General features: G+C 72.3%; 21 protein-coding genes. 14 read left to right on the forward strand and 7 right to left on the reverse strand.

What is annotated here, in order from left to right; genetic code table 11:
* Positions 1 to 66 precede the first annotated feature (66 nt).
* Genes JOD66_RS22170 through JOD66_RS22195 form a run of 6 tightly spaced genes read left to right on the forward strand, consistent with a single transcriptional unit; the run spans position 67 to position 6,166 of the window.
* The gene (locus tag JOD66_RS22170) at positions 67 to 1,146 is read left to right on the forward strand and encodes a WD40/YVTN/BNR-like repeat-containing protein (RefSeq protein WP_204838988.1); all 1,080 of its coding nucleotides are present in this window, start codon (positions 67 to 69) and stop codon (positions 1,144 to 1,146) included.
* A 9-nt stretch (positions 1,147 to 1,155) separates the two neighbouring features.
* Positions 1,156 to 1,605, forward strand: a complete 450-nt coding sequence (locus JOD66_RS22175) for an SRPBCC family protein (protein WP_204838989.1) — start codon at positions 1,156 to 1,158, stop codon at positions 1,603 to 1,605.
* Positions 1,606 to 1,665: 60 nt separating this feature from the next.
* A complete protein-coding gene (ilvD, locus tag JOD66_RS22180) occupies positions 1,666 to 3,513 on the forward strand; it encodes a dihydroxy-acid dehydratase (RefSeq protein WP_204838990.1) in 1,848 nt (615 codons plus the stop codon).
* A gap of 3 nt (positions 3,514 to 3,516) precedes the next feature.
* A complete protein-coding gene (locus JOD66_RS28685) occupies positions 3,517 to 4,482 on the forward strand; it encodes a pyridoxamine 5'-phosphate oxidase family protein (protein ID WP_307823658.1) in 966 nt (321 codons plus the stop codon).
* A complete protein-coding gene (locus tag JOD66_RS22190) occupies positions 4,479 to 5,447 on the forward strand; it encodes a hypothetical protein (RefSeq protein ID WP_204838991.1) in 969 nt (322 codons plus the stop codon). The genes JOD66_RS28685 and JOD66_RS22190 overlap by 4 nt, the downstream gene beginning before the upstream one ends.
* 23 nt (positions 5,448 to 5,470) lie before the next feature.
* On the forward strand, positions 5,471 to 6,166 hold the full coding sequence (locus JOD66_RS22195; RefSeq protein ID WP_204838992.1) for a GNAT family N-acetyltransferase: 696 nt from the start codon (positions 5,471 to 5,473) through the stop codon (positions 6,164 to 6,166).
* On the opposite strand, the gene JOD66_RS22200 is transcribed toward JOD66_RS22195, so the two are convergent.
* The gene (locus JOD66_RS22200; RefSeq protein ID WP_204838993.1) at positions 6,163 to 7,158 is read right to left on the reverse strand and encodes an SGNH/GDSL hydrolase family protein; all 996 of its coding nucleotides are present in this window, start codon (positions 7,156 to 7,158) and stop codon (positions 6,163 to 6,165) included. The two genes, JOD66_RS22195 and JOD66_RS22200, sit on opposite strands and share 4 nt — an antisense overlap.
* Before the next feature lie 83 nt (positions 7,159 to 7,241).
* Here JOD66_RS22200 and JOD66_RS22205 point away from each other — a divergent pair, with 83 nt between their 5' ends.
* Entirely contained in the window at positions 7,242 to 7,658 is a 417-nt protein-coding gene (locus JOD66_RS22205; protein ID WP_204838994.1) for a VOC family protein, read from the forward strand.
* 115 nt (positions 7,659 to 7,773) lie between these two features.
* Here the strand turns inward: JOD66_RS22205 and JOD66_RS22210 are convergent, their stop codons facing one another.
* Positions 7,774 to 8,655, reverse strand: coding sequence for a LysR family transcriptional regulator (locus JOD66_RS22210; RefSeq protein ID WP_204838995.1), 882 nt, complete (start codon positions 8,653 to 8,655; stop codon positions 7,774 to 7,776).
* 110 nt (positions 8,656 to 8,765) lie between these two features.
* Between JOD66_RS22210 and JOD66_RS22215 the strand changes: the two genes are divergently transcribed.
* From JOD66_RS22215 to JOD66_RS22240, 6 genes are all read left to right on the forward strand, one after another.
* A complete protein-coding gene (locus JOD66_RS22215) occupies positions 8,766 to 9,851 on the forward strand; it encodes a 5'/3'-nucleotidase SurE (protein ID WP_204838996.1) in 1,086 nt (361 codons plus the stop codon).
* 34 nt (positions 9,852 to 9,885) lie between these two features.
* A complete protein-coding gene (locus tag JOD66_RS22220) occupies positions 9,886 to 10,671 on the forward strand; it encodes a CHAD domain-containing protein (protein ID WP_204838997.1) in 786 nt (261 codons plus the stop codon).
* Between the two features lie 245 nt (positions 10,672 to 10,916).
* Positions 10,917 to 12,692 carry an acetolactate synthase large subunit gene (locus JOD66_RS22225; RefSeq protein WP_204838998.1) on the forward strand — a complete coding sequence of 592 codons (1,776 nt, stop codon included), beginning with the start codon at positions 10,917 to 10,919 and terminating at the stop codon, positions 12,690 to 12,692.
* A complete protein-coding gene (ilvN, locus tag JOD66_RS22230; protein ID WP_204838999.1) occupies positions 12,692 to 13,231 on the forward strand; it encodes an acetolactate synthase small subunit in 540 nt (179 codons plus the stop codon). Before JOD66_RS22225 ends, ilvN begins: the two co-directional genes overlap by 1 nt.
* A 37-nt stretch (positions 13,232 to 13,268) precedes the next feature.
* Positions 13,269 to 14,294: a ketol-acid reductoisomerase gene (ilvC, locus tag JOD66_RS22235; protein ID WP_204839000.1), complete on the forward strand. Its 1,026-nt coding sequence runs from the start codon at positions 13,269 to 13,271 to the stop codon at positions 14,292 to 14,294.
* 77 nt (positions 14,295 to 14,371) lie between these two features.
* Complete coding sequence (locus JOD66_RS22240) at positions 14,372 to 14,764, forward strand: VOC family protein (protein ID WP_204839001.1); 393 nt, start codon at positions 14,372 to 14,374, stop codon at positions 14,762 to 14,764.
* Here the strand turns inward: JOD66_RS22240 and JOD66_RS22245 are convergent, their stop codons facing one another.
* The 4 genes from JOD66_RS22245 to JOD66_RS22260 all read right to left on the reverse strand — a co-directional run bounded on the left by JOD66_RS22245 (position 14,765) and on the right by JOD66_RS22260 (position 20,050).
* Complete coding sequence (locus tag JOD66_RS22245) at positions 14,765 to 15,199, reverse strand: EamA family transporter (RefSeq protein WP_239545389.1); 435 nt, start codon at positions 15,197 to 15,199, stop codon at positions 14,765 to 14,767.
* Between the two features lie 25 nt (positions 15,200 to 15,224).
* Entirely contained in the window at positions 15,225 to 18,104 is a 2,880-nt protein-coding gene (locus JOD66_RS29640; RefSeq protein ID WP_204839002.1) for a PKD domain-containing protein, read from the reverse strand.
* Positions 18,105 to 18,302: 198 nt separating this feature from the next.
* Positions 18,303 to 19,127 (reverse strand): ABC-2 transporter permease, encoded by an 825-nt coding sequence (locus JOD66_RS22255; protein WP_204839003.1) that lies wholly within the window; start codon positions 19,125 to 19,127, stop codon positions 18,303 to 18,305.
* Entirely contained in the window at positions 19,124 to 20,050 is a 927-nt protein-coding gene (locus JOD66_RS22260; RefSeq protein ID WP_204839004.1) for an ABC transporter ATP-binding protein, read from the reverse strand. Before JOD66_RS22260 ends, JOD66_RS22255 begins: the two co-directional genes overlap by 4 nt.
* Before the next feature lie 131 nt (positions 20,051 to 20,181).
* Here JOD66_RS22260 and JOD66_RS22265 point away from each other — a divergent pair, with 131 nt between their 5' ends.
* Positions 20,182 to 20,823 (forward strand): DsbA family oxidoreductase, encoded by a 642-nt coding sequence (locus JOD66_RS22265; protein WP_204839005.1) that lies wholly within the window; start codon positions 20,182 to 20,184, stop codon positions 20,821 to 20,823.
* Positions 20,824 to 20,910: 87 nt separating this feature from the next.
* Here the strand turns inward: JOD66_RS22265 and JOD66_RS22270 are convergent, their stop codons facing one another.
* A complete protein-coding gene (locus JOD66_RS22270) occupies positions 20,911 to 21,363 on the reverse strand; it encodes a MaoC family dehydratase (protein WP_204839006.1) in 453 nt (150 codons plus the stop codon).
* Positions 21,364 to 21,442 lie beyond the last annotated feature (79 nt).

Genomic DNA, 21,442 nt, shown 5'->3' on the forward strand with positions numbered 1-21,442 from the left:
TCGGGGTCACAGTGGGTGGGAGCAGACGGAGACGAGCTCGAGCCGCGCCGGAGACCAGGAGGAACGATGACCACGATCGTGATGGCGGGCACCCGCAAGGGGCTCTGGGTGGGCCGGTCCGAGGACCGCGACGACTGGGAGTTCACCGGGCCCCACCACGACATGGAGGAGGTCTACTCCTGCCTCGTCGACACCCGCGGCGCGGCCCCGCGGCTGTTCGCCGGCGCCTCGTCGAGCTGGCTCGGTCCCCAGCTGCGCTGGTCCGACGACCTCGGCGAGAGCTGGCAGGAGACCCCCAACGGCGCGATCCGGTTCCCGGAGGGCGCGGGCGCGACGGTCGAGCGGATCTGGCAGGTCGTCCCCGGCGTCGGCGAGGGCGTCCTCCACGCCGGCACCGAGCCCGGCGCGGTCTTCACCTCCCGCGACGGCGGCGCCAGCTTCGCGCTCGAGGAGGCGCTGTGGAACCACCCCCACCGCCCCGAGTGGGGCGCCGGCTTCGGCGGCCAGGCGTTCCACACCGTGCTGCCCCATCCCACCGACCCCGCCTCGATGACCGTCGCGATCTCCACCGGCGGGGTCTACCGCACCACCGACGGCGGCGCCTCGTGGGAGCCGCGCAACCAGGGCATCCGTGCCGACTTCCTGCCCGAGGACCAGCGCTATCCCGCGTTCGGCCAGTGCGTCCACAAGGTCACCCGCCACCCGAGCCGGCCCGAGCGGCTCTACGCCCAGAACCACGGTGGCGTCTACCGCTCCGACGACGAGGGCGGCTCGTGGACCTCGATCGGCGACGACCTGCCCAGCGACTTCGGGTTCCCGATCGTGGTCCACCCCCACCGGCCCGACACGATCTGGGTGTTCCCACTGGGCGGCGGCGACCGCCGCTACCCGCCCGACGCCCGGGCCCGGGTCTGGCGCTCCGACGACGCGGGGGAGAGCTGGACCCCCTACGGCCCCGGCCTGCCCGACGCCTTCTACGTCGGCGTCATGCGCGACGCCCTCTGCGTCGACTCCCACGACCCCGCCGGGCTCTACTTCGGCGCCCGCAACGGCTCGGTGTGGGCCTCCGCCGACGACGGCGAGTCGTGGCGCCAGATCGCCGCCGACCTGCCCGACGTGATGTCGGTCAAGGTCGGGGACTTCTAGGCTGACGCCGTGCCCGCCTTCTCCCAGACCCACGAGACCACGATCGCCGCGCCGCCCGCCACCGTGCACGCGCTCATCGACGACTTCCGCGCCTGGGTGAGGTGGTCGCCCTGGGAGGGACTCGACCCCGACCTGAGGCGCACCTACGACGGCGCCGGGGTCGGGTCGACGTACGCCTGGGCGGGGAACAAGCAGGCCGGCGAGGGCCGGATGACGCTCACCTCCCTCACCCCCGAGCAGGTCGTCGTCGACCTGGAGTTCCTCAAGCCCTTCAAGGCGACCAATGTGGTCACCTTCGACCTCACGCCGGTCGGCGACGCCACCCGGGTGGCGTGGACCATGAGCGGTCGGCGCAACCTGCTCTTCGCCGTCCTGGGTCGGCTGTTCTTCGACAAGGCGATCGCCAAGGACTTCGAGAAGGGGCTGGCCTCGCTGAAGGCCGCGGCCGAGCAGGGCTGAGCGTGGACCAAGGCTGAGATCGGGTCCGGGTGGCATGGCCCACAGGCGTAGCCTTGCGCCATGGCCACCCTTCGTTCCGCGACGTCCACCTCGGGCCGCAACATGGCCGGCGCGCGCGCCTTGTGGCGCGCGACCGGCATGACCGACTCGGACTTCGGCAAGCCGATCATCGCCATCGCGAACTCGTTCACCGAGTTCGTCCCCGGTCACGTCCACCTGCGTGACCTCGGCAAGATCGTCGCGGAGTCGGTCGTCGCCGCCGGCGGTGTCGCGAAGGAGTTCAACACGATCGCGGTCGACGACGGCATCGCGATGGGCCACGGCGGCATGCTCTACTCGCTGCCCAGCCGCGAGCTGATCGCCGACGCGGTCGAGTACATGGTCCAGGCCCACTGCGCCGACGCGATCGTGTGCATCTCCAACTGCGACAAGATCACGCCCGGCATGCTGCTGGCCGCCCTGCGACTCAACATCCCCGTCGTCTTCGTCTCCGGCGGCCCGATGGAGGCCGGCAAGACGGTGGCCATCGAGGGCATCGTCCACAGCAAGCTCGACCTGGTCGACGCGATGTCGGCGTCGGCCAACGACGCGGTCAGCGACGAGCAGCTCGACGTGATCGAGCGCTCGGCGTGCCCGACCTGCGGGTCCTGCTCGGGCATGTTCACGGCCAACTCGATGAACTGCCTGACCGAGGCGATCGGGCTCTCCCTGCCCGGCAACGGCTCCACCCTGGCGACCCACGCCAAGCGCCGGGCGCTGTTCGAGGAGGCCGGGCGGGTCGTGATGGACCTGTGCCGCGCCTACTACGACAACGACGACGAGTCGGTCCTGCCGCGCAACATCGCCACCCGCGAGGCGTTCGAGAACGCCGTCGCGCTCGACGTCGCGATGGGCGGCTCGACCAACACGGTGCTGCACCTGCTGGCCGCGGCCCGCGAGGCCGAGCTCGACTTCAACGTCCACGACATCGACGCGATCTCGCGCCGGGTGCCGTGCCTGTCCAAGGTCGCGCCCAACTCCCCGAAGTTCCACATGGAGGACGTCCACCGCGCCGGCGGCATCCCGGCCCTGCTCGGCGAGCTGCGCCGCGGCGGCGCGCTCCACGAGAACGTCCACTCGGTCCACTCGCCCGACCTCGACACCTGGCTCGGCGCGTGGGACATCCGCGGCGAGAGCCCCTCGGCCGAGGCGCTCGAGCTGTTCCAGGCCGCCCCCGGCGGGGTCCGCACGACCGAGCCGTTCTCCACCGAGAACCGCTGGGGCGAGCTCGACACCGACGCGGCCGAGGGCTGCATCCGCGACTTCGCGCACGCCTACTCCGCCGACGGCGGGTTGGCGATCCTCAGCGGCAACGTCGCCGTCGACGGCTGCGTCGTCAAGACCGCGGGCGTCGCCGAGGAGGCGCTGGTCTTCCACGGCACCGCGATCGTCTTCGAGTCCCAGGACGCCGCCGTCGAGGGCATCTTGAGCAAGAAGGTCGAGGCCGGGCACGTCGTCGTCATCCGCTACGAGGGCCCCAAGGGCGGTCCCGGCATGCAGGAGATGCTCTACCCGACGGCCTTCCTCAAGGGCCGCGGCTTGGGCGCGAAGTGCGCGCTGATCACCGACGGCCGGTTCTCCGGCGGCACCAGCGGGCTGTCCATCGGCCACATCTCACCCGAGGCCGCCGGCGGCGGCGTGATCGCGCTCATCGAGGACGGCGACCCGATCTCGATCGACATCCCCAACCGCAGCATCCACCTCGACGTCGACGACCACGTCCTCGCCGAGCGCCGGGTGCTGCAGGAGAAGCGCGACAAGCCGTACACCCCGCTCGACCGCGACCGCTACGTCTCCGCCGCGCTGCGGGCCTACGCGTCGATGGCCACCGCGGCCTCCGACGGCGCGTACCGCCGCGTCCCGGACTGAGCCGTGGGCAAGGTCTACGCGACCGTCGACGGGCGGCTGCGGTCGTTCGTCGAGCGCCAGCACGTGTTCTTCGTCGGCACCTCGCCGCTCGCCGCCGAGGGTCACGTCAACGTCTCGCCCCGCGGCATCCCCGGCACCTTCGGGCTCGTCGACGAGCGGACCTTCGCCTGGGTCGACACGTCGGGCAGTGGCAGCGAGACCATCGCCCACCTGCGTGAGAACGGGCGGATCGTCGTCATGTTCTGTGCCTTCGACGGCGCGCCCAACATCGTCCGCTTCCACGGCCGGGGCCGCGTGGTGTCGCGCTACGACGAGGAGTACGCCGACCTGGCCGCCCGCTTCGAGGACGTGCCCGGCGCCCGGGCGGTGATCGTGGTCGACATCGAGCGGATCTCCGACGCGTGCGGCTACGGCGTCCCGCTGATGGACTACGTCGGCGAGCGCGACCTGCTGCCGCGCTACTTCGGCCGCAAGGGCGTCGAGGGCTCGGCCGACTACCGCCGCCGCAAGAACCGCACCAGCATCGACGGGCTGCCGGCCTTCGACTTCGACCCGCTCGACGAGTGGACGACCCTCGCCGGCCTCGGCCGGATCCGGGAGCGGCTGGCCGGCCAGATCGACGGCTGGCGGGCGCCGTACTCCTGGACGGTGGCGCTCGACGGCGAGCCCGGCCACGTCAACCTCCCCGGCGGCCAGCACGCCCTGGCGGCGGTGGTCCTCGCGACCGTCCTCAAGTACGACGGCGCCACCGCGACCCTCGAGCTGAGCCGTCAGCAGCTCGACGAGGCGATCACCGCGCTCGCCCCGGCGAGCGCCTGCACCGAGGTCGAGCATCCCAACCTCGCCTCCTGGCGGGCGCTGCGCACGGCGCACGACGAGCGCGGCGGCGCGATCACCGCGGTCTTCGTGCGCGACGCCACCGACCCGGAGTCCTCCGCCACCGACGCCGCCCTGCGCGCCCGCTGGTGACCGGACCGCACCGCATCGCCGCCGTCCTCATCCTGGGGCTGGCCCTGCTGCTGGCCGCGTTCACCGACCCGGGGCACGGCAGCCGCGACCGCGCGCCCCGGGCCGGCGTACCCACGGCGACGCCGAAGGCCACGACCCGGCCGCAGCCACCTGCCCCGTCGGCGCCGGCGCTCCCGACCGGCACCCCGCGCTGGCGGAGCGAGCCGGTGCTGCCGGACCGCGGGATGCTCGTCGCCTACTACGGCACCCCCGGCACCGGCTCCCTCGGCGTCCTCGGCGAGACCTCGCCGGCGAAGGCGTTCCGCCGCCTCCAACGCGCCGCCGCACCGTTCGAGCGGCCCGGCCGCCCGGTCCGGCCGGTGTTCGAGCTGATCGTCAGCGTCGCCGACGGCCATCCCGGCAAGGACCGCGACTTCAGCCACGACGTCGGCCGGGCCGCCGTCCAGGAGTACGTCGACGCGGCCCGCGACCTCGGCGCGCTGCTCGTGCTCGACCTCCAGACCGGGCGCACGGACTTCCTCGAGGTCGCCCGGCGCTGGGAGTGGGCGCTGCTCGAGCCGCATGTCAGCCTGGCCATCGACCCCGAGTGGCGAGTCCGCCGCGGGCAGCGCCCGGCGCGGGTGATCGGCAGCGTCGGTGCCGGTGAGGTCAACCGCACCAGCGCCTGGCTCTCGCGGCTGGTCGTCGAGCACGACCTCCCGGAGAAGCTGCTCGTCGTGCACCAGTTCCGCACCTCGATGGTGCGCCACATCGGCCGGGTCAAGGCCCGCGACGGCCTGCAGCTGGTCCAGCACGTCGACGGCTTCGGCAACCGTGCCCAGAAGCTCGCCACCTACCGTGCCGTCGCGCGCCCCGACCTCTTCGCGATGGGGTTCAAGCTGTTCTACGACGAGGACTTCAACCGGATGGGCGCGAAGGCGGTCCACAAGATCCGTCCGCGGGTCCGCTTCGTGTCCTACCAGTGACCGGATCGGGAGAGGGACGAGCGATGGAGACCAACGAGCACGGTCAGCGGATCGGCGCGCCGGTGCCGGACTGGGAGCCGCGTCCCTGGCCCGACCCGGTCGTCCTAGCCGGCCGCTATGTCACCGTCGAGCCGCTCGGCTCGGCCCGCTACGCCGAGCTGTTCGCCGCCACCTGCGGCGAGGCGGACGCCGACCTGTGGACCTATCGCCCGATCCCGAAGCCGCGCACCCTCCCCGAGCTGTGGATGCACCTCGCCGCGCACCTCGACGATCCCGGCCTGGAGACCTTCGCGCTGGTGCCGCTGGAGGGCGAGGCGGCCGGTACGGCGGCCGGCATCGCGTCCTACACCCGGATCGAGCCACGCCACGGCCAGGTCGAGGTCGCCGGGGTGCTCTTCGGCCGCGCGCTGCAGCGCACCCGCGCCGCCACCGAGGCGATCCACCTGCTGATGAGGCACGCCTTCGACCTCGGCTACCGCCGCTTCGAGTGGAAGTGCGACAGCCTCAACGAGCCCTCGCGGCGGGCCGCGCAGCGCCTCGGGTTCGTCGAGGAGGGGCGCTTCCGCAACCACATGGTCACCCAGGGCCGCAACCGCGACACCGACTGGTTCTCGGTCACCGACGCCGAGTGGCCCGCCGTCCGGGCGGCTCACGAGCGGTGGCTGGACCCGGCGAACTTCGACGCCGCGGGCGTCCAGCGCAGCCCGCTGTCGCGCTAGCGTCCCAGCGCGGCCAGCACCGACCGAGCCTGCGCTCGGGCTCCCGCGGAGTTCGGGTGCGCGGGCACGGCCACCGCGAGGCCGTTGAGCGAGACCACGCCCAGGCCCTCGACGTACCTCGTGAGGGGGCCGGTGCACACGTGGTGTCCGCTGCTCAGCGGGTGGGTGTCGACCAGCTCGGCGCCGCCGCGACCGGCCGCCCGGGCGAGCATCGCGTTCAGCTTCGCGAAGGTGTCGTGCAGGTAGGCCATGTCGGGGTTCGTGATCGGCACCACCGGCCAGCAGCCGCGCTCCGGGATCGCGTCCAGGTAGTTGACCAGCAGCACCCGGGCGGCGGGCGAGCGGCGGTGGATCTCCTGCAGGGCCGCGACCACCTTGTCCTCGGACGCCGCGATGTTCTGTGCCAGCCGGTCGACGCCTCCCGCGGTGAACCGCTCCTTGCACGCGCCCAGCGGCGGCTGCCCGAGGTCGACGAGGGGCAGCACGTTCGGCACCGGCAGGCTCGGCGCCGGGATCCCGATCGGCGAGAGCGAGATGCACGACATCGCCCCGCTCGCGATCCCCGCGTCGTTGCCGCCGATGCCCACCGTCACCAGGTCGGTCGTGGGTGTGAGCCGGTCGAACTGCGGCGGGTTCACCCCGCCGAGCGGCAGCCGCTGCGGCTGCGTGAAGTCGTCGGTCGTCGCCGACCCGCACGTCGCGTCCCGGAAGGTCGTCACTCCGAGCTGCCGCGCCACCAGCTTCGGGTAGTTGCTGTGCGACTGCGCGCAGTCGATCGGGACGTACGTCGTGTCCGGCAGGCCGTCCTTGTCGAAGAGCACCACGTCGGCCGACCACGAGTCGCCCAGCGCGACGTACTCGTCGTACTCGTCGTACGTGTCGCTCGTCGGGGAGCCGGCCGCCAGGGCGGGGCCGCTCACGGCCAGGGCGGGGGCGGCGAGCGTGAGCGCGCCGAGCAGGCGGAGCAGGGGTGAGAAGCGACGCGGGAGCATGCCCTCTCAACGAGTCGATGTGACGACGGTCACTCTGGATCACCGGCCCGGGATCTGTCGGGGGTCCGTGCTTTGCTCTCGACATGGATCAGCGGATCAGCTTCATCACCCTCGCCGTCGACGACCTCGACGCCACCCGGCGCTTCTACCGCGACGGCCTCGGCTGGGTGCCCGAGCTCGACGTGCCCGGCGAGGTGCTCATGTTCAAGACCGGTCAGCTGCTCGTGCTGTCGCTGTGGGAGCGCAGCCACTTCGAGGCCGAGGTCGGCGTCACCATGCGCGGCCCCGGCGTCGCGCCGATCACCATCGCCCACAACCTGCCCACCCCCGCCGGCGTCGACGAGGTGCTCGACGCGGCGCGCGCCGCCGGCGCGCCCGTCGTCCACGACGCCGTGCAGCGTGACTGGGGCGGCTACTCCGGCTACTTCGCCGACCCCGACGGCTACCGCTGGGAAGTCGCCTACAACCCCGGCCCGGTGGGGGAGGTGGTGCTGCCCTGACCGGTTCCCGCGAGATCGGCCACAACTCAACAGTGGAGGCCTGAAGGACGTCGCGCCCGCCCGGCCCGGCCTGCCCGCCCGGCCTGCCCGCCCGGCCCGGACGCCGCCGCGTGACTCACGCCACCAGCTCACCGACCTGCCGCAACACCTCCAGCAGGTGCCGCGAGACCGCCCGCTCGTCGGCTCCCCGCTGCACCGCGACCAGTGTCCGGTGCATCGGCGGGTCGAACCCCCGCGACACCACGCCCGGCAGGGGCGCCCGCCGCGGATCGAGGCTGTGCCACAGGCAGGACGCCACGCCGCTGCTGACGGCGGCCAGCCAGGCATGCCGCTCGTCGGTCTCGACGGCCACCTCGGGCGTGATCCCGCAGCCCTCGAAGAAGGCGTCGAGGCTGGCCCGCCGGTCCGACCCGGCCGTCGGCAGCACCAGCGGCACTGCGGCCAGGTCGGCGAAGGTCACCCGGTCCGGCAGGTCGAGGCCGGCGGGGGAGTAGAGCCGCACCTCCGCCCGGCCGATCGCGACCCGGACCAAGCCGGCCGGCTCGGCGGAGACCGCGCTGTCACAGAGCCCGAGGTCGGCGCGTCCGGCGGCGACCAGCTCGGCGACCTCGGCCGAGCTGCTGGCGCCGAGCAGGCGGGCGTGGATCCGCGCGCCGTGCTCACGCAGCCCGGCGAGGATCGGGATGGCGAGCGCGGCCTGCAGGGTCGGCGAGGCGGCGATGACGAGGGGCGCGGAGTCCTGGTCGGCCGAGGCGGTGGTGCGCAGCCGGTCGATGCTGCCCAACGCCGCCCGGGCGCGGTGGACGAAGGTCTCGCCGGCCGGGGTGAGGGCGACGCCGCGTCCGGCGCGGGCGAACAGCGCCAGGTCGAGCTCGCGTTCGAGCTGGCGGACGGCGCGGCTCAGGGCGGGCTGGGCGACGAACAGTGCGGCGGCGGCGGCGGTCATGCTGCCGTGCTCGGCGGTCGCGACGACGTACCGCAGCTGTTGGATGTTCATCTCGCCTCGGGGGTCGGTGCCATGCCGAACGGGTCTTGGACGGGTGTCCACCCGGGCCCCGAATGTAGAACGCGTTCCACTCGGTTGCCACCCCTCACGAGGAGTCCGCGATGCGTCCTGTCCCCTCCGTCCCTCTGCTCCCGCGCCTGCTGGCGATCGGCGTCGGCCTGGCGGCCGGTGTCGCCGGCATCGTCGCCGCCGCCCCGGTCACCGCCGCCCCCTCGCCGCCGCTCGCGATCTCCGCCGCGAAGCCGGCCGCCCCGAAGCCCGCCACCACGCCCCTGGCCGGCCTGAAGGTCCTCCTGACCAACGACGACAGCGCCCGCGGGGCCGATGCCGGCTTCGGCACCGACGGCAAGGGGCTCTACGTGCTGCGGCGGGCGCTGTGCGCCGCGGGCGCCGACGTGCTGGTGGTCGCGCCGTGGTCCCAGCAGAGCGGCGCGGGGGCGCGGATGACCACGCCGGGGTTCGCGCCGGTGCCGCTGACGGTGCAGGCGGTGAGCGTGCCGACGGCGTACGCCGGGGACTGCGCGGGCGGAGCGGCGGGCGGGGCGGTGTTCGGCGTGTGTGCCGCGGCCGGCCCCTGCGGCTCCACGACCCCGTCGGCCTCGCCCGCCGACGCGGTCAACGTCGCGCTGAGCCGGTTCGCGAGGAACTACTGGAGCGGCGGCCCCGACGTGGTGCTGTCGGGCACGAACTTCGGCCAGAACATCGGAGCGACGCTCAATCACTCGGGCACGGTCGGCGCGGCGATCACGGCGCACGAGTACGCCGTGCCGGCGGTCGCGGTGAGCGCGGAGGTGCCGCGGGACCTGGCGCAGATCCCGAACGTGCCGTTCGCGGCCGCGGCGGACTTCGCGGTCCGCCTCCTCGGTGGCCTGGTGCGGCGCGGGCTGCTCCGCGACGACCTGGTGCTCAACGTCAACTACCCGTTCGTGGGTGCCGGCGAGCGGCTCGGCCGTGCGGTGAACGCCGAGGTGGGGCGCAGCAGCGACCTGGGCCTGACCTTCGCGGGAGAGGTGCCGGCGAGCGGCGGCACCTACCTGCTGTCGGCCGGCGCCCCGGCCGTGGAGACCCGCCGCAACGCCGACACCACGGCGCTGGCCGACAACGACATCCCGGTGACCGCGCTCGACGGCGACTGGGGTCGGTCGATGCCGGTGGGGGTGCGACTGCTGCTCGGCTCGCTGCGGTGAGCTCACCGGGTGTCCGTCCGGCAGACTGGGAGGCGTGGCGGACACCCCGGCGGGCGACCTGCTGACCCGCGTGATCGGCGACCTTGTCGCCGACGTCCGTGGCGGGCGGGAGCCGGCGCTGGCCGACGAGCCGGACGCGGTGCACCTGCTGCGGACGTCGGTGCGTCGGCTGCGCAACGTGCTGGCGGGCTTCGGTCGCTACGTCGAGCGTCGGCCGGCGCGGGAGCTGCGCGCCCACCTGGCGTCGTACGGCGCGCTCCTGGGGACGGGGCGCGACCTGGAGGTGCGGGCCGAGGACTGCCGCCGGTTGCTCGCGGAGCTGGGCCGCTCCGACCTGGAGCCGGTCCTGGTGGCGCCGCTCGTGGCGGCCCACGACGGCGCCCACCGGGTGCTGCGTGACTGGCACGCGTCGCCCGACGCCGGGATGCTCGACCGCCTGCTCGCGCGGTGGGCCGACGACGTCCCGCTGACCGGCCGGGCCGGTCGGTCGGCCGGCAAGGTGACGGCGGCGGTGCTGCGTGCCGAGGTGCGGAGGGTCCTCGACCGGGCGGCCGAGGGCGAGACCTCCCACGACGTGCGCAAGGCCGCGCGCCGGCTGCGCCATGTCGCCGAGGCGGTGGGGGACCCCGGTCTGGCGCGAGCGGGCAAGGACGTCCAGGGCCGGCTCGGCGACCACCGCGACGCGCTGCTGCTCGCGAGCCACCTGTGGTCGGCGGGTGCCCCGGCGGTGGTGGTCGCCCGGGTGGAGGCGGCCGCGAGCCGGGCGCTCGAGGGGCTGCCGGAGGTGCTTGCCGTGCTTCGTGAGCGCGACGGATCCTGAGACCGGAGTCTTGCCATATGAGACGTGTGCGACACTGGTTCGACGGCACGACGTGCGGCGGCTACGGTGATTCCATGCATGACCTGCTTCTCGTACGCACCGGACGCGCCGGCTGAGCCTGACCAGGACCTTCCGTCAGTCACCCCGCCAGCGCGTCCACCCCTCGTTGCCCAGCAACCGAGGGGTTTTTTGTTGAGTAGCCACCAGCAGTTCAGCCCCACCAGAGCAGACAAGGAACGACTCGGATGAGTGAGCAGCAGGGCTCGAGTGCCGATTCCAAGGCAGACGGCATCACCGGAGCACAGAGCCTGGTCCGGTCCCTCGAGGCGGCCGGGGTCACCGACATCTTCGGCATCCCGGGCGGCGCGATCCTCCCGGCGTACGACCCGCTGATGGACAGCAGCATCCGCCACATCCTGGTGCGCCACGAGCAGGGTGCCGGACACGCCGCGCAGGGCTACGCCGCGGCGTCCGGCCGGGTCGGCGTCTGCATGGCGACCTCGGGCCCGGGGGCGACCAACCTGGTGACGCCGCTGGCCGACGCCCACATGGACTCCCTCCCGATGGTCGCGATCACCGGCCAGGTCGGCGCCTCGCTGATCGGCACGGACGCCTTCCAGGAGGCCGACATCCGCGGCATCACGATGCCGATCACCAAGCACAGCTTCATGGTCACCGACCCCGCGGAGATCCCCACCAAGATCGCCGAGGCCTTCCACATCGCCTCGACCGGTCGTCCCGGACCGGTGCTGGTCGACGTCACCAAGTCGGCGCTGCAGTCGACCACGAGCTTCAGCTGGCCGACCGAGCTCAACCTGCCGGGCTACCGGCCGGTGACCCGGCCCCACGCGAAGCAGATCCGGGAGGCGGCCCGGCTGATGCTGGAGTCCCGCAAGCCGGTGCTCTACGTCGGCGGCGGCACGATCCGCTCCGGGGCGTCCCAGGAGCTGCTCGCCCTCGCCGAGCTGACCGGCATCCCCGTCATCACCACCCTGATGGCGCGCGGCGCGTTCCCCGACAGCCACCCGCAGCACCTCGGTATGCCCGGCATGCATGGCACCGTCGCGGCGGTCGCGGCGCTGCAGAAGAGCGACCTGATCATCAGCCTCGGCGCCCGCTTCGACGACCGGGTGACCGGCAACCTCGACTCCTTCGCGCCCGGCGCCAAGGTGATCCACGCCGACATCGACCCGGCCGAGATCGGCAAGAACCGCTACGCCGACGTGCCCATCGTGGGCGACGTCCGCGAGGTGCTGGTCGACCTGATCACCACCCTGCGCACCGAGCAGGAGGCCGGCAACACCGGCGACTACGAGGGCTGGGTCGAGTTCTGCGCCGGCGTGAAGCGCAGGTACGCGCTCGGCTACGAGACGCCCGCCGACGGCGGCCTGGCGCCGCAGTACGTCCTGGAGCGGCTCAGCGCCATCTCCGGCCCCGACACGATCTACACCGCGGGCGTGGGGCAGCACCAGATGTGGGCCGCGCAGTTCATCGGCTACGAGCGCCCCAACACCTGGATCAACTCCGGCGGCCTCGGCACCATGGGCTTCTCGGTGCCCGCCGCGATGGGCGCGAAGGTCGCGATGCCCGGCCAGACGGTGTGGTCGGTCGACGGCGACGGCTGCTTCCAGATGACCAACCAGGAGCTCGCCACCTGCGCGATCAACGACATCCCGATCAAGGTCGCCATCATCAACAACGAGTCGCTCGGCATGGTCCGGCAGTGGCAGACGCTGTTCTACAACGAGCGCTACTCCAACACCGACCTGCACTCCAAGCGGATCCCCGACTTCGTCAAGCTCGCCGAGGCGTACGGCTGCGTCGGCCTGTCCTGCGAGACGCCCGGCGACGTCGACGCGACGATCCAGAAGGCGATGGAGATCAACGACGTGCCCGTCGTCGTCGACTTCCGGGTGCACCGCGACGCCATGGTGTGGCCGATGGTCGCGGCCGGCACGAGCAATGACGACATCAAGTACGCGCGCGACCTCGCGCCCCAGTTCGACGAGGACGATCTGTGATGGCCAAGCACACCCTGTCGGTCCTCGTCGAGGACAAGCCCGGAGTCCTGGCGCGGATCTCGGCGCTGTTCAGCCGCCGTGGCTTCAACATCGAGTCCCTCGCCGTCGGCCCGACCGAGCACGCCGAGATCTCCCGGATGACGATCGTGGTCAACGTCGAGTCCTCGCCCCTCGAGCAGGTCACCAAGCAGCTCAACAAGCTGGTCGAGGTGATCAAGATCGTCGAGCTGGACGCTGCCGCCTCGGTCAACCGCGAGCTGGTCCTGGTCAAGGTCGCGGCCACCGCGGAGACCCGCGGCGAGGTCCTCGACGTGGTGCAGCTCTTCCGGGCGAAGGTCATCGACGTCGCCTCGGACGCGATCACGATGCAGATCGTCGGCAACGACGGCAAGATCGCCGACTTCCTGCGCGTGCTGGAGCCCTTCGGGATCCGCGAGCTCGTGCAGTCCGGCATGGTGGCCATCGGCCGCGGGCCGCGCTCCATCTCGGAGCGCAGCAAGCCCGTCGCCGTCCCGGTGCCGCCTGCCGCCAACGCCTGAAACCACCCCATCACCAACCAGCAAGGAGAAGCCCGACGTGGCTGAGATCTACTACGACGACGACGCCGACCTGTCCCTCATCCAGGGCAAGCACGTCGCCGTCATCGGTTACGGCAGCCAGGGCCACGCCCACGCGCTGAACCTGCGCGACTCCGGCGTCGACGTCCGCGTCGGCCTCAAGGAGGGCTCGAAGAGCCGCGCCAAGGCGGAGGAGGAGGGCCTGCGCGTCCTCACCCCGCGCGAGGCCGCGGAGGAGGCCGACGTCATCGTCATCCTGGCCCCCGACCAGGTCCAGCGTCACCTGTACGCCGACGACATCGCCCCCGCGCTCGCCGAGGGCGACACCCTGGTCTTCGGCCACGGCTTCAACATCCGCTTCGGCTACATCCAGCCGCCGGCCGGTGTCGACGTCATCCTGGTCGCCCCGAAGGCCCCGGGCCACACCGTGCGCCGCGAGTACGTCGCCGGCCGCGGCATCCCGGACATCATCGCCGTCGAGCAGGACGCCTCGGGCAAGGCCTGGGACCTGGCGAAGTCCTACGCGAAGGGCATCGGCGGCACCCGCGCCGGCGTCATCAAGACCACCTTCACCGAGGAGACCGAGACCGACCTGTTCGGTGAGCAGTCCGTCCTGTGCGGTGGCGTCTCCCAGCTGATCCAGTACGGCTACGAGACCCTCACCGAGGCCGGCTACCAGGGCGAGATCGCCTACTTCGAGGTCCTCCACGAGCTCAAGCTCATCGTCGACCTGATGTGGGAGGGCGGCATCGCCAAGCAGCGCTGGTCGGTCTCCGACACGGCCGAGTACGGCGACTACGTCTCGGGCCCGCGCGTCATCGACGCCCGCGTCAAGGAGAACATGCAGGCCGTTCTCGCCGACATCCAGAGCGGCGCGTTCGCGGAGCGGTTCATCGCCGACCAGGACGCCGGCGCGCCGGAGTTCATGGCGCTGCGCGAGAAGGGTGCCCAGCACCCGATCGAGGCCGTCGGCAAGACCCTGCGCTCGCACTTCTCGTGGGCCCAGAGCGACGACGACTACACCGAGGGCTCGGCCGCGCGCTGACCTCGCGTCGTACCCGACCGACACCCCCGGACCCGCGCGGTCCGGGGGTGTCGGCGTCTGATGGCACCGTGACTGCCATGGGCTACCCACGACTGCGCAGCACCGTCCTCGACACCACCGACGTCCCCACGCTGGCCGAGTTCTACCGCCGCCTGCTCGGCTGGTCCTATCCCGAGGGCTACGACATCGACGAGTTCACCGACTGGCGCTCGATCGTCGGACCGTCCGGCGAGCGGCTCTCGTTCCAGCAGGTCGACGAGCTGGCGCCGACGACCTGGCCGAGCCCCGAGGTGCCGCAGCAGCTCCACCTCGACTTCCAGGTCGACGGGCACGACGAGCTCGACGAGGGCCACCGGCGCGCCCTCGAGCTCGGTGCCGTGCTGCGCCTCGACCGGTCCGAGGACCCCGAGGAGCCGCTGCGCGTCTACGCCGACCCGGCCGGGCACACCTTCTGCCTGTTCACCCACTGATCAGCCACTGAGCACGAGCAGCACCGCCCCCGCGCCGACGAGTGCCACCCCGCCCCACTGCAGGGCCGAGAGCCGCTCGCCGAGCAGGGTCACCCCGAACACCGCGACCAGCACGACGCTCAGCTTGTCGACCGGGGCGACCAGCGAGGCGTCGCCGACCTTCAGCGCGCGGAAGTAGCAGATCCAGGAGGCGCCGGTCGCGAGGCCGGACAGCACGAGGAACACCCAGGTCCGGATCCCGACCGGCCCGGGGGAGTGGAACTTGCCGAGCGCGAGCAGGATCAGGCCGAGGGTCACCAAGATGACCACGGTCCGCACGAAGGTCGCGACGTCGGAGTCGATCTCCTTCACGCCGACCTTGGCGAAGATCGCGGTGAGCGCGGCGAAGACCGCGGACAGCAGAGCCCAGAACCACCAGGCCGAGGTCAGCTCCATGCCGGGATCCTCGCACGTGCAGGCCTCAGTGCAGGGCGATCGTCACGCTGGTCCCCTTCGCGGCGGCGTCGGCGGTGGCGACCTGGTCGCCGTACTGGCCCGCGGCGACCGGTCCTCCGGTGTCCGCGACCAGCTGGTCCGCGTGGGCGCCGCCCACGCCGATCAGCCGCTGCCGCACGGTGGAGCCCGCGGGCTCGGCGAAGGTCGTGGTCGCCGAGGAGCGGTCGGCCCACACGGTCACCACCCAGTTGCCGGGCGTGGTGACCAGCGGGCTGTGATGGCTGGTCGTCGCAGTGGTCTCGGCGGAGCCGGCGACGGCGGCGACCGGGCCGCCGGGGTCGGTGCCGGAGTAGGCCAGCACGCTCAGCGTCGCCTTGACCGCGGTCGCGCCGAAGGAGACGGTCACATTGCGCCCGGCGTCGTCGGCGGCCGCGACCCGCTGCCACACGACCGTGGTCATCGCGTCGGTGGCGACCGGGGAGCCGACCTGGACCCAGCCCGCCGGCGCCGCCGGTACGACGGTCGTGGCGGCCGAGACCACCGCGACCAGTCCGTCGCCGGGCTGGGTGGTCGCCGGGATGGGCGAGACGATGCTGGTCGCATTGGTGGCCTTGCCCGTCGAGTCGCGGTACCCGACCTGGCTGGTGCCGCCCTGGATCACCACGGGCTGCGTCGTGGTGCCGGTGCCGCCGTTCTCGTCGGTCACGGTGAGGGTCACGTCGTAGCTGCCCGGGGCGGCGTACACGTGGCTGGGCTGGGGGCCGGTCGCGGTCCCGCCGTCGCCGAAGGTCCACGCCCACGAGGTGACCGTGCCGTCGGCGTCGACCGAGCCGCGGCCGTCGAAGGCGCAGGCCTGGCCGGCACAGGAGGACGTGAACGCCGCCGTGGGCTGCTGGTTGGCCAGCGGGCCGAGGAACATGGTGCCGCTCGACCACACCGGGCTGGTGTCGATGCCGCTGCCGCTCACCCGGGTCCAGGCGCCACCGGCGACGCCGTCGGTCACGGGCAGGCGCCACAGCTGGTTGGTCGACATGCCCGCCCACAGCTGGCCGTCGGCGTACACGAGGTTGCGCACGTCCTGGAGCAGCGGGAAGTTCGACGACGGCACCGTGAACTCGGCGGCCCCGACGATCAGGCTCTGCGGCGAGAACCAGCGCCAGAACACCTTCCCCTGCAGGCTGCGGGTGTAGTAGATCCGGCCGTCGGCGTACGCCATGCCGGTGACGTTGGAGAGCTGTCCGTAGAGGGTGGGCACCCGGCCGCGGTAGGTCTGGGTGCCGCCGCTGGTGGTGACACTGCTCCAGTACGGATCGTTGTAGGGGTCGATGACGGTGTCCGGGCCGAACGCCGCGCCGTCGAAGGTGCGGTAGTGCAGCTTGCTGTCGGTCGACCCGTAGACCAGCTTGGAGCCGATCATGAACGCGCCCCGGACGTTGTTCCAGTTGGCGCCACCGGTCGTGGTGACCGTGGTCGGTGCGGTGATCGAGCTGCCCGCGAACTGCCGGGTGGTGACGGTCGTGCCGGAGAGCCGGTAGAGGCTGCGCGGCAGCACCGGGTCAGCCTGGGTGACCGGGGCCGACCCGCCCTCCACAGGGAAGAAGGCGAGCCGGGCCCGGCGGTACTCGCCATTGCCGATGTACTCGGTGTCGCTGCCGACGTACACGCCGCTGTCGGTCGCGAGCAGCTCCTCGGCACCGATCCCGCGCGGGTGCCGACCCGGGTTCCAGCTCAACGGCATGCCGTTCTGCGGGTCGAGGGCGGCCAGGCCGGGGCGCGGCACCTGGCCGGCCTGCTCGTCGGCGCCGCTCTGGATGGCGTTCATCCACTTCTGGTGGCCGCCGACGTACACCACGTTGTCGGCGATCGAGACCGAGAGCAGCGAGTCCTGTCCGGTGGCGGCCTGCCAGGTCGGCTGCACGTCCTGTCCGGTCGTCGCCACGTCGAAGCGTGCGGCTGAGTCGCACAGGGTGCCGTTGTAGCCGGCGCCGCTGGACGCCACCACGAAGTAGGAGCCGTCAGGGGAGAAGTCGACGTCGCGGACGTAGGAGTCGAAGGAGTTCTTGCTGCACGCCGGCGTGTAGCGCAGCGTCTTCCAGTCGGGGTCGACCACGGCGCTGTCCGCGCCGAGCCGGATCATCACGACCTGGTCGCGGTCCAGGCCGTCGGCGTGCTTGAAGTTGCCGATCGCGACCAGCCGGGTCCCGTCGGGGCTGGCGGCCAGCTTGCCGACGCCGACGGGGGCCTTCGCCGTACCGGAGGGCCAGTTGTGGTTGGTGTCGACGGCGACCTTCAGGTACTCGTCCACGTCGCCGGTCGTCGCGTCGAGCGACGCCAGGCCGGCCCGCGGCAGGGTGGCCACGGTGGTGAACGTGCCGGCCACGAGCAGCCGGCTGCCCACGAGCGCCAGGTCGAGGACGCTGCCGTTGGGGCTGGGGTTCTTGAAGCCCGGCACCAGTGCTCCGGTGCTGGTGCTGATCTTGATCAGGTTGCGCACCTTGGTGGTGCCGGCCAGCTTGAAGGTGCCGGCGACGTACAGCGCGCTCCCGTCGGGCGTGGCCACGATCGCGGTCACGCTGCCGTCGAGGGCCGGCGCGAACGCCTGGTCGACGACACCGGTGCCGCGGTCGTAGGCGAGCAGGTACGGCGTCGACAGCTGCGCGCTCGTGTCCGGGTTCTGGGCCAGGGTGAAGGTGCCGCCGACGAACACCCGGCTCCCGACCTCGGCGATCGCCAGGGTCCGGCCGTCCAGGAGGTTGGGCGTGCGTCCCGGCACCGCCGACGGGATCAGCCGCTGGTGCGCCGGGGCCGCCAGCGCCGTTGGCCCGGAGGCCTCGGCGGCGAACAGCGCGGCAACCAGTGCCAGCAGCAGGACGACGATGCCGGTCCGACGATGTCCACGACGCACGGTTCCCCCAGTTGACTCGGCCGAGACGGCACGACGTTCGCACCTTTCCCAGCCCGGCGACTCACCCATTTGGGGCATCTGTCCGCCGACCCGGCAGAAACTGGCTCGGGAAATGCGCCGACCCGGCGCGAAGTGACGTCGGGGCCGTCACTTCGCGCCGGGTCGGCGGGTTTTCTCTGCACTTTCGAGCCGGGTCGGCTACTTGACCTCGGAGCGCAGGACGAGCCGGGTGCCGATCAGCAGCGGGAGCACGATCCACAGCACGGAGGTGACGCCGAGCTGGGCCCAGTCCTGGCCGGTGAGGCCGCCGTCGAAGAGCAGGAAGCGGGACTCGTTCAGGTCGAACCAGCCGGAGTTGTCGGCCCACCAGTCCTGGGCGGCGGCGAGGGCGCCGGACAGGCCGGGCAGCACCAGGCTGACCACGAAGTAGCCGACGATCGCGGCCGGCGAGCTGCGGAACAGCAGGCCCAGGGCGAAGCCGACCAGCATGCCGAGCTCGTTGGCGAGCACGATCTGGGCGAAGGACGACACCGAGATGTCCCACACCGGGTCGACGCCGGTGATCATCGAGGTGACCAGGTTCCCGAGCGCGCCGACGCCGAGGGCGATCAGCATGCCGACGAAGCCGATGGCCAGGGTGTTGAGCACCTTGGCCGCCAGCACCCGGGAGCGACCCGGCACCAGGGTGAAGGTGGTCAGCGTGGTGCGCTGGCTCCACTCGCTGGTGACGGCGAGGACGCCGATGACCGGGAGGATCACCGACATCGGGCTGCCGATGGCGGCGGCGAAGGACTCGAAGGTCAGGTCGTCGCGGTCGCCCACGAGCAGGGTGATGGTGGTGGCGATCGCGGCGGTGATCACGATGCTCGCCATCAGCCAGAAGCCCGAGCGGGTGTCGAACATCTTGCGCAGCTCGACGTACTGGATCCGGCGGAAGGGCGTACGCGCGGGGGCCGGGCGGCTCCGCTCCGCGGTGGCGACCGTCGAGACGGTCTCGGGACTGGACACGGTCGTGGCGGTCATGCCGCTGCTCCTTGGGTGGTGGTGGCGTGGGTGACGCTCTCGCGCTGGCTCTCGGCGGTGAGCGCCAGGAACATCTCCTCGAGGCCGGCGCCGTCGGCGGGGCGCAGCTCGGTGACGGCGATGCCGGCGGCGAAGGCGGCGTTGCCGACCCGGGTGAGGTCGGCCTCGGCGAGCACGGCGCCGCCGGAGGTGGGCCGGGCGGTGATCCCGGCCGCGGTGAGCGCCCCGGCGAGGGCGGCGCCGTCGGCCGCGCGGACCAGGGTGCCGGCGCCGGCGAGCAGCTCCTCCTTGGTGCCCTGGGCGACGATCCGGCCGTTGCCGATGACGACCAGGTCGTCGGCGATCACCTCGATCTCGTGCAGGAGGTGGCTGGACAGCAGGACGGTGCCGCCCTGGTCCGCGAAGCCGCGCAGCAGGTCGCGCATCCAGCGGATGCCGGCCGGGTCGAGACCGTTGGCGGGCTCGTCGAGGATCAGCACCTCGGGGTTGCCGAGGAGCGCCGTACCGATGCCCAGGCGCTGGCGCATGCCGAGGGAGTAGTTGCGTACCCGGCGGCTGGCCTCGTCCGGGGTCAGGCTGACCCGCTCGAGCATCTCGTCGACGCGGGTGCGCGGCAGGCCCATGGTGAGCGCGGCGATGGTGAGGATCTCGCGCCCGGTGCGACCGGCGTGCTGCGCCGACGCGTCGAGCAGGACGCCGACCTCGCGGCCCGGGTCGGGCAGGTCGGCGAACCGGCGCCCGAGGACCCGGACCTCGCCGCTGCCCGGCGCGGTCAGGCCGACCATGACCCGCATGGTGGTGGACTTGCCGGCTCCGTTGGGCCCGAGGAACCCGGTGACGCGGCCCGGTGCGGCGGTGAACGACACGTCGTCGACGGCGGTGAAGCTGCCGTACGACTTGCTGAGGGACTCGACTGTGATCATGTCCCGAAGCCTGTCGTCCGCGGGCCCCGCGCCGCTTCGGGCAGATCCCTTGACCCTTCCCTGACCTCGCCCCCGGGGCCCCTAGGGGATGTCCGGGGAAGCAATCAGGGGTACGTCGCGTTGGAGCCGTCGTGCGTATCGAGATCTGGGCCGACGTCGTGTGTCCGTGGTGCTACATCGGCAAGCGCCGCCTGGAGGGCGCGCTGTCATCCTTCGAGCACCGCGACGAGGTCGAGGTGGTCTACCGCTCCTACGAGTTGGACCCGTTCGCGCCCGAGGTCGGCACCGAGACCACGGTGCAGGTGCTGGCCCGCAAGTTCGGCTCCGACGAGGCCGGCACCCGCGCGATGATGGCCCGCGCCGACGAGGTCGCCGCCGGCGAGGGCCTCGAGTTCGCCCACGCCGACGCGCTGCACGCCCGCACCCTCACCGCGCACCGGCTGCTCCACCTGGCCGCGTCCGAGGGCCGGCAGCACGAGCTGATGGAGCAGGTGCTGGCGGCGTACTTCACCCGCGGGGAGTCGCTCGGCGACCACGACGTACTGCGTCGCGCCGCCACCGCGGCGGGGCTGGACGCCGAGCGGGTCGAGGAGGTGCTCGGCAGCGACGAGTTCCGCGACGAGGTGATGGCCGACGTCGCGCAGGCGCGCGCGTACGGATCGAGCGGCGTGCCGTTCTTCGTGCTCGACGGGCGCTTCGGGATTTCGGGCGCGCAGCCCACCGAGGTGTTCGAGCAGGCGCTCGCGCAGGCCTGGGAGTCGCGGGTCGGCTGACTTGTCCTGCGTTTCTTGCACTTGACGGGCGTTGCAACGGCCGACAAGTGCAGGAATCACCGGTCGACCGGCGATTCCGACCACGCCCTACGGCAGCAGCAGCACCACGGTCTCCGCGACGCAGGCCGGCTTGGCCTCGTCCTCGATCTCGACGGTGTGCTGGACGGTCAGCTGCTTCCCGCTCGCGATGTCGACGACCTCGCCCAGCCGGACGTGCAGCCGGATCCGCTTGCCGACCAGCAGGGGAGTGGGGAAGCGGACCTTGTTGACGCCGTAGTTGAGCTTGGCGCCGGGGGTACGCAGGGTGAACACCTGCGAGCCCAGCCACGGCACGAGCGACAGGGTCAGGTAGCCGTGGGCGATGGTGCCGCCGAAGGGTCCCTCCTTCGCGCGCTCCAGGTCGACGTGGATCCACTGGTGGTCGCCGGTCGCGTCGGCGAACTGGTTGACCCGGCGCTGGTCGATGGTGACCCAGTCGCTGGACCCGAGATCGGTCCCGGCGGCCTCGGTGAGCTCCTCGAACGTCGTGAAAACGCGCATGGCCTGACTCCTTCGTCGACGGCGAACCTGGTGCTCCCGACCTTAGAGCCCTGGTGCCGCGACAGGCAGCGTCTGGCGC

The sequence above is a fragment of the Nocardioides nitrophenolicus genome, assembly GCF_016907515.1.
Taxonomy (GTDB): domain Bacteria; phylum Actinomycetota; class Actinomycetes; order Propionibacteriales; family Nocardioidaceae; genus Nocardioides; species Nocardioides nitrophenolicus.

Excerpts from the sequence above, each read along its gene's own strand:
- JOD66_RS22170 (WP_204838988.1), top strand. The coding sequence starts at position 67 with ATGACCACGATCGTGATGGCGGGCACCCGCAAGGGGCTCTGGGTGGGC.
- ilvD (WP_204838990.1), top strand. The coding sequence starts at position 1,666 with ATGGCCACCCTTCGTTCCGCGACGTCCACCTCGGGCCGCAACATGGCC.
- JOD66_RS22195 (WP_204838992.1), top strand. The coding sequence starts at position 5,471 with ATGGAGACCAACGAGCACGGTCAGCGGATCGGCGCGCCGGTGCCGGAC.
- JOD66_RS22200 (WP_204838993.1), bottom strand. The coding sequence starts at position 7,158 with ATGCTCCCGCGTCGCTTCTCACCCCTGCTCCGCCTGCTCGGCGCGCTC.
- JOD66_RS22205 (WP_204838994.1), top strand. The coding sequence starts at position 7,242 with ATGGATCAGCGGATCAGCTTCATCACCCTCGCCGTCGACGACCTCGAC.
- JOD66_RS22210 (WP_204838995.1), bottom strand. The coding sequence starts at position 8,655 with ATGAACATCCAACAGCTGCGGTACGTCGTCGCGACCGCCGAGCACGGC.
- JOD66_RS22215 (WP_204838996.1), top strand. The coding sequence starts at position 8,766 with ATGCGTCCTGTCCCCTCCGTCCCTCTGCTCCCGCGCCTGCTGGCGATC.
- JOD66_RS22225 (WP_204838998.1), top strand. The coding sequence starts at position 10,917 with ATGAGTGAGCAGCAGGGCTCGAGTGCCGATTCCAAGGCAGACGGCATC.
- ilvN (WP_204838999.1), top strand. The coding sequence starts at position 12,692 with ATGGCCAAGCACACCCTGTCGGTCCTCGTCGAGGACAAGCCCGGAGTC.
- JOD66_RS22240 (WP_204839001.1), top strand. The coding sequence starts at position 14,372 with ATGGGCTACCCACGACTGCGCAGCACCGTCCTCGACACCACCGACGTC.
- JOD66_RS22245 (WP_239545389.1), bottom strand. The coding sequence starts at position 15,199 with ATGGAGCTGACCTCGGCCTGGTGGTTCTGGGCTCTGCTGTCCGCGGTC.
- JOD66_RS22255 (WP_204839003.1), bottom strand. The coding sequence starts at position 19,127 with ATGACCGCCACGACCGTGTCCAGTCCCGAGACCGTCTCGACGGTCGCC.
- JOD66_RS22260 (WP_204839004.1), bottom strand. The coding sequence starts at position 20,050 with ATGATCACAGTCGAGTCCCTCAGCAAGTCGTACGGCAGCTTCACCGCC.
- JOD66_RS22270 (WP_204839006.1), bottom strand. The coding sequence starts at position 21,363 with ATGCGCGTTTTCACGACGTTCGAGGAGCTCACCGAGGCCGCCGGGACC.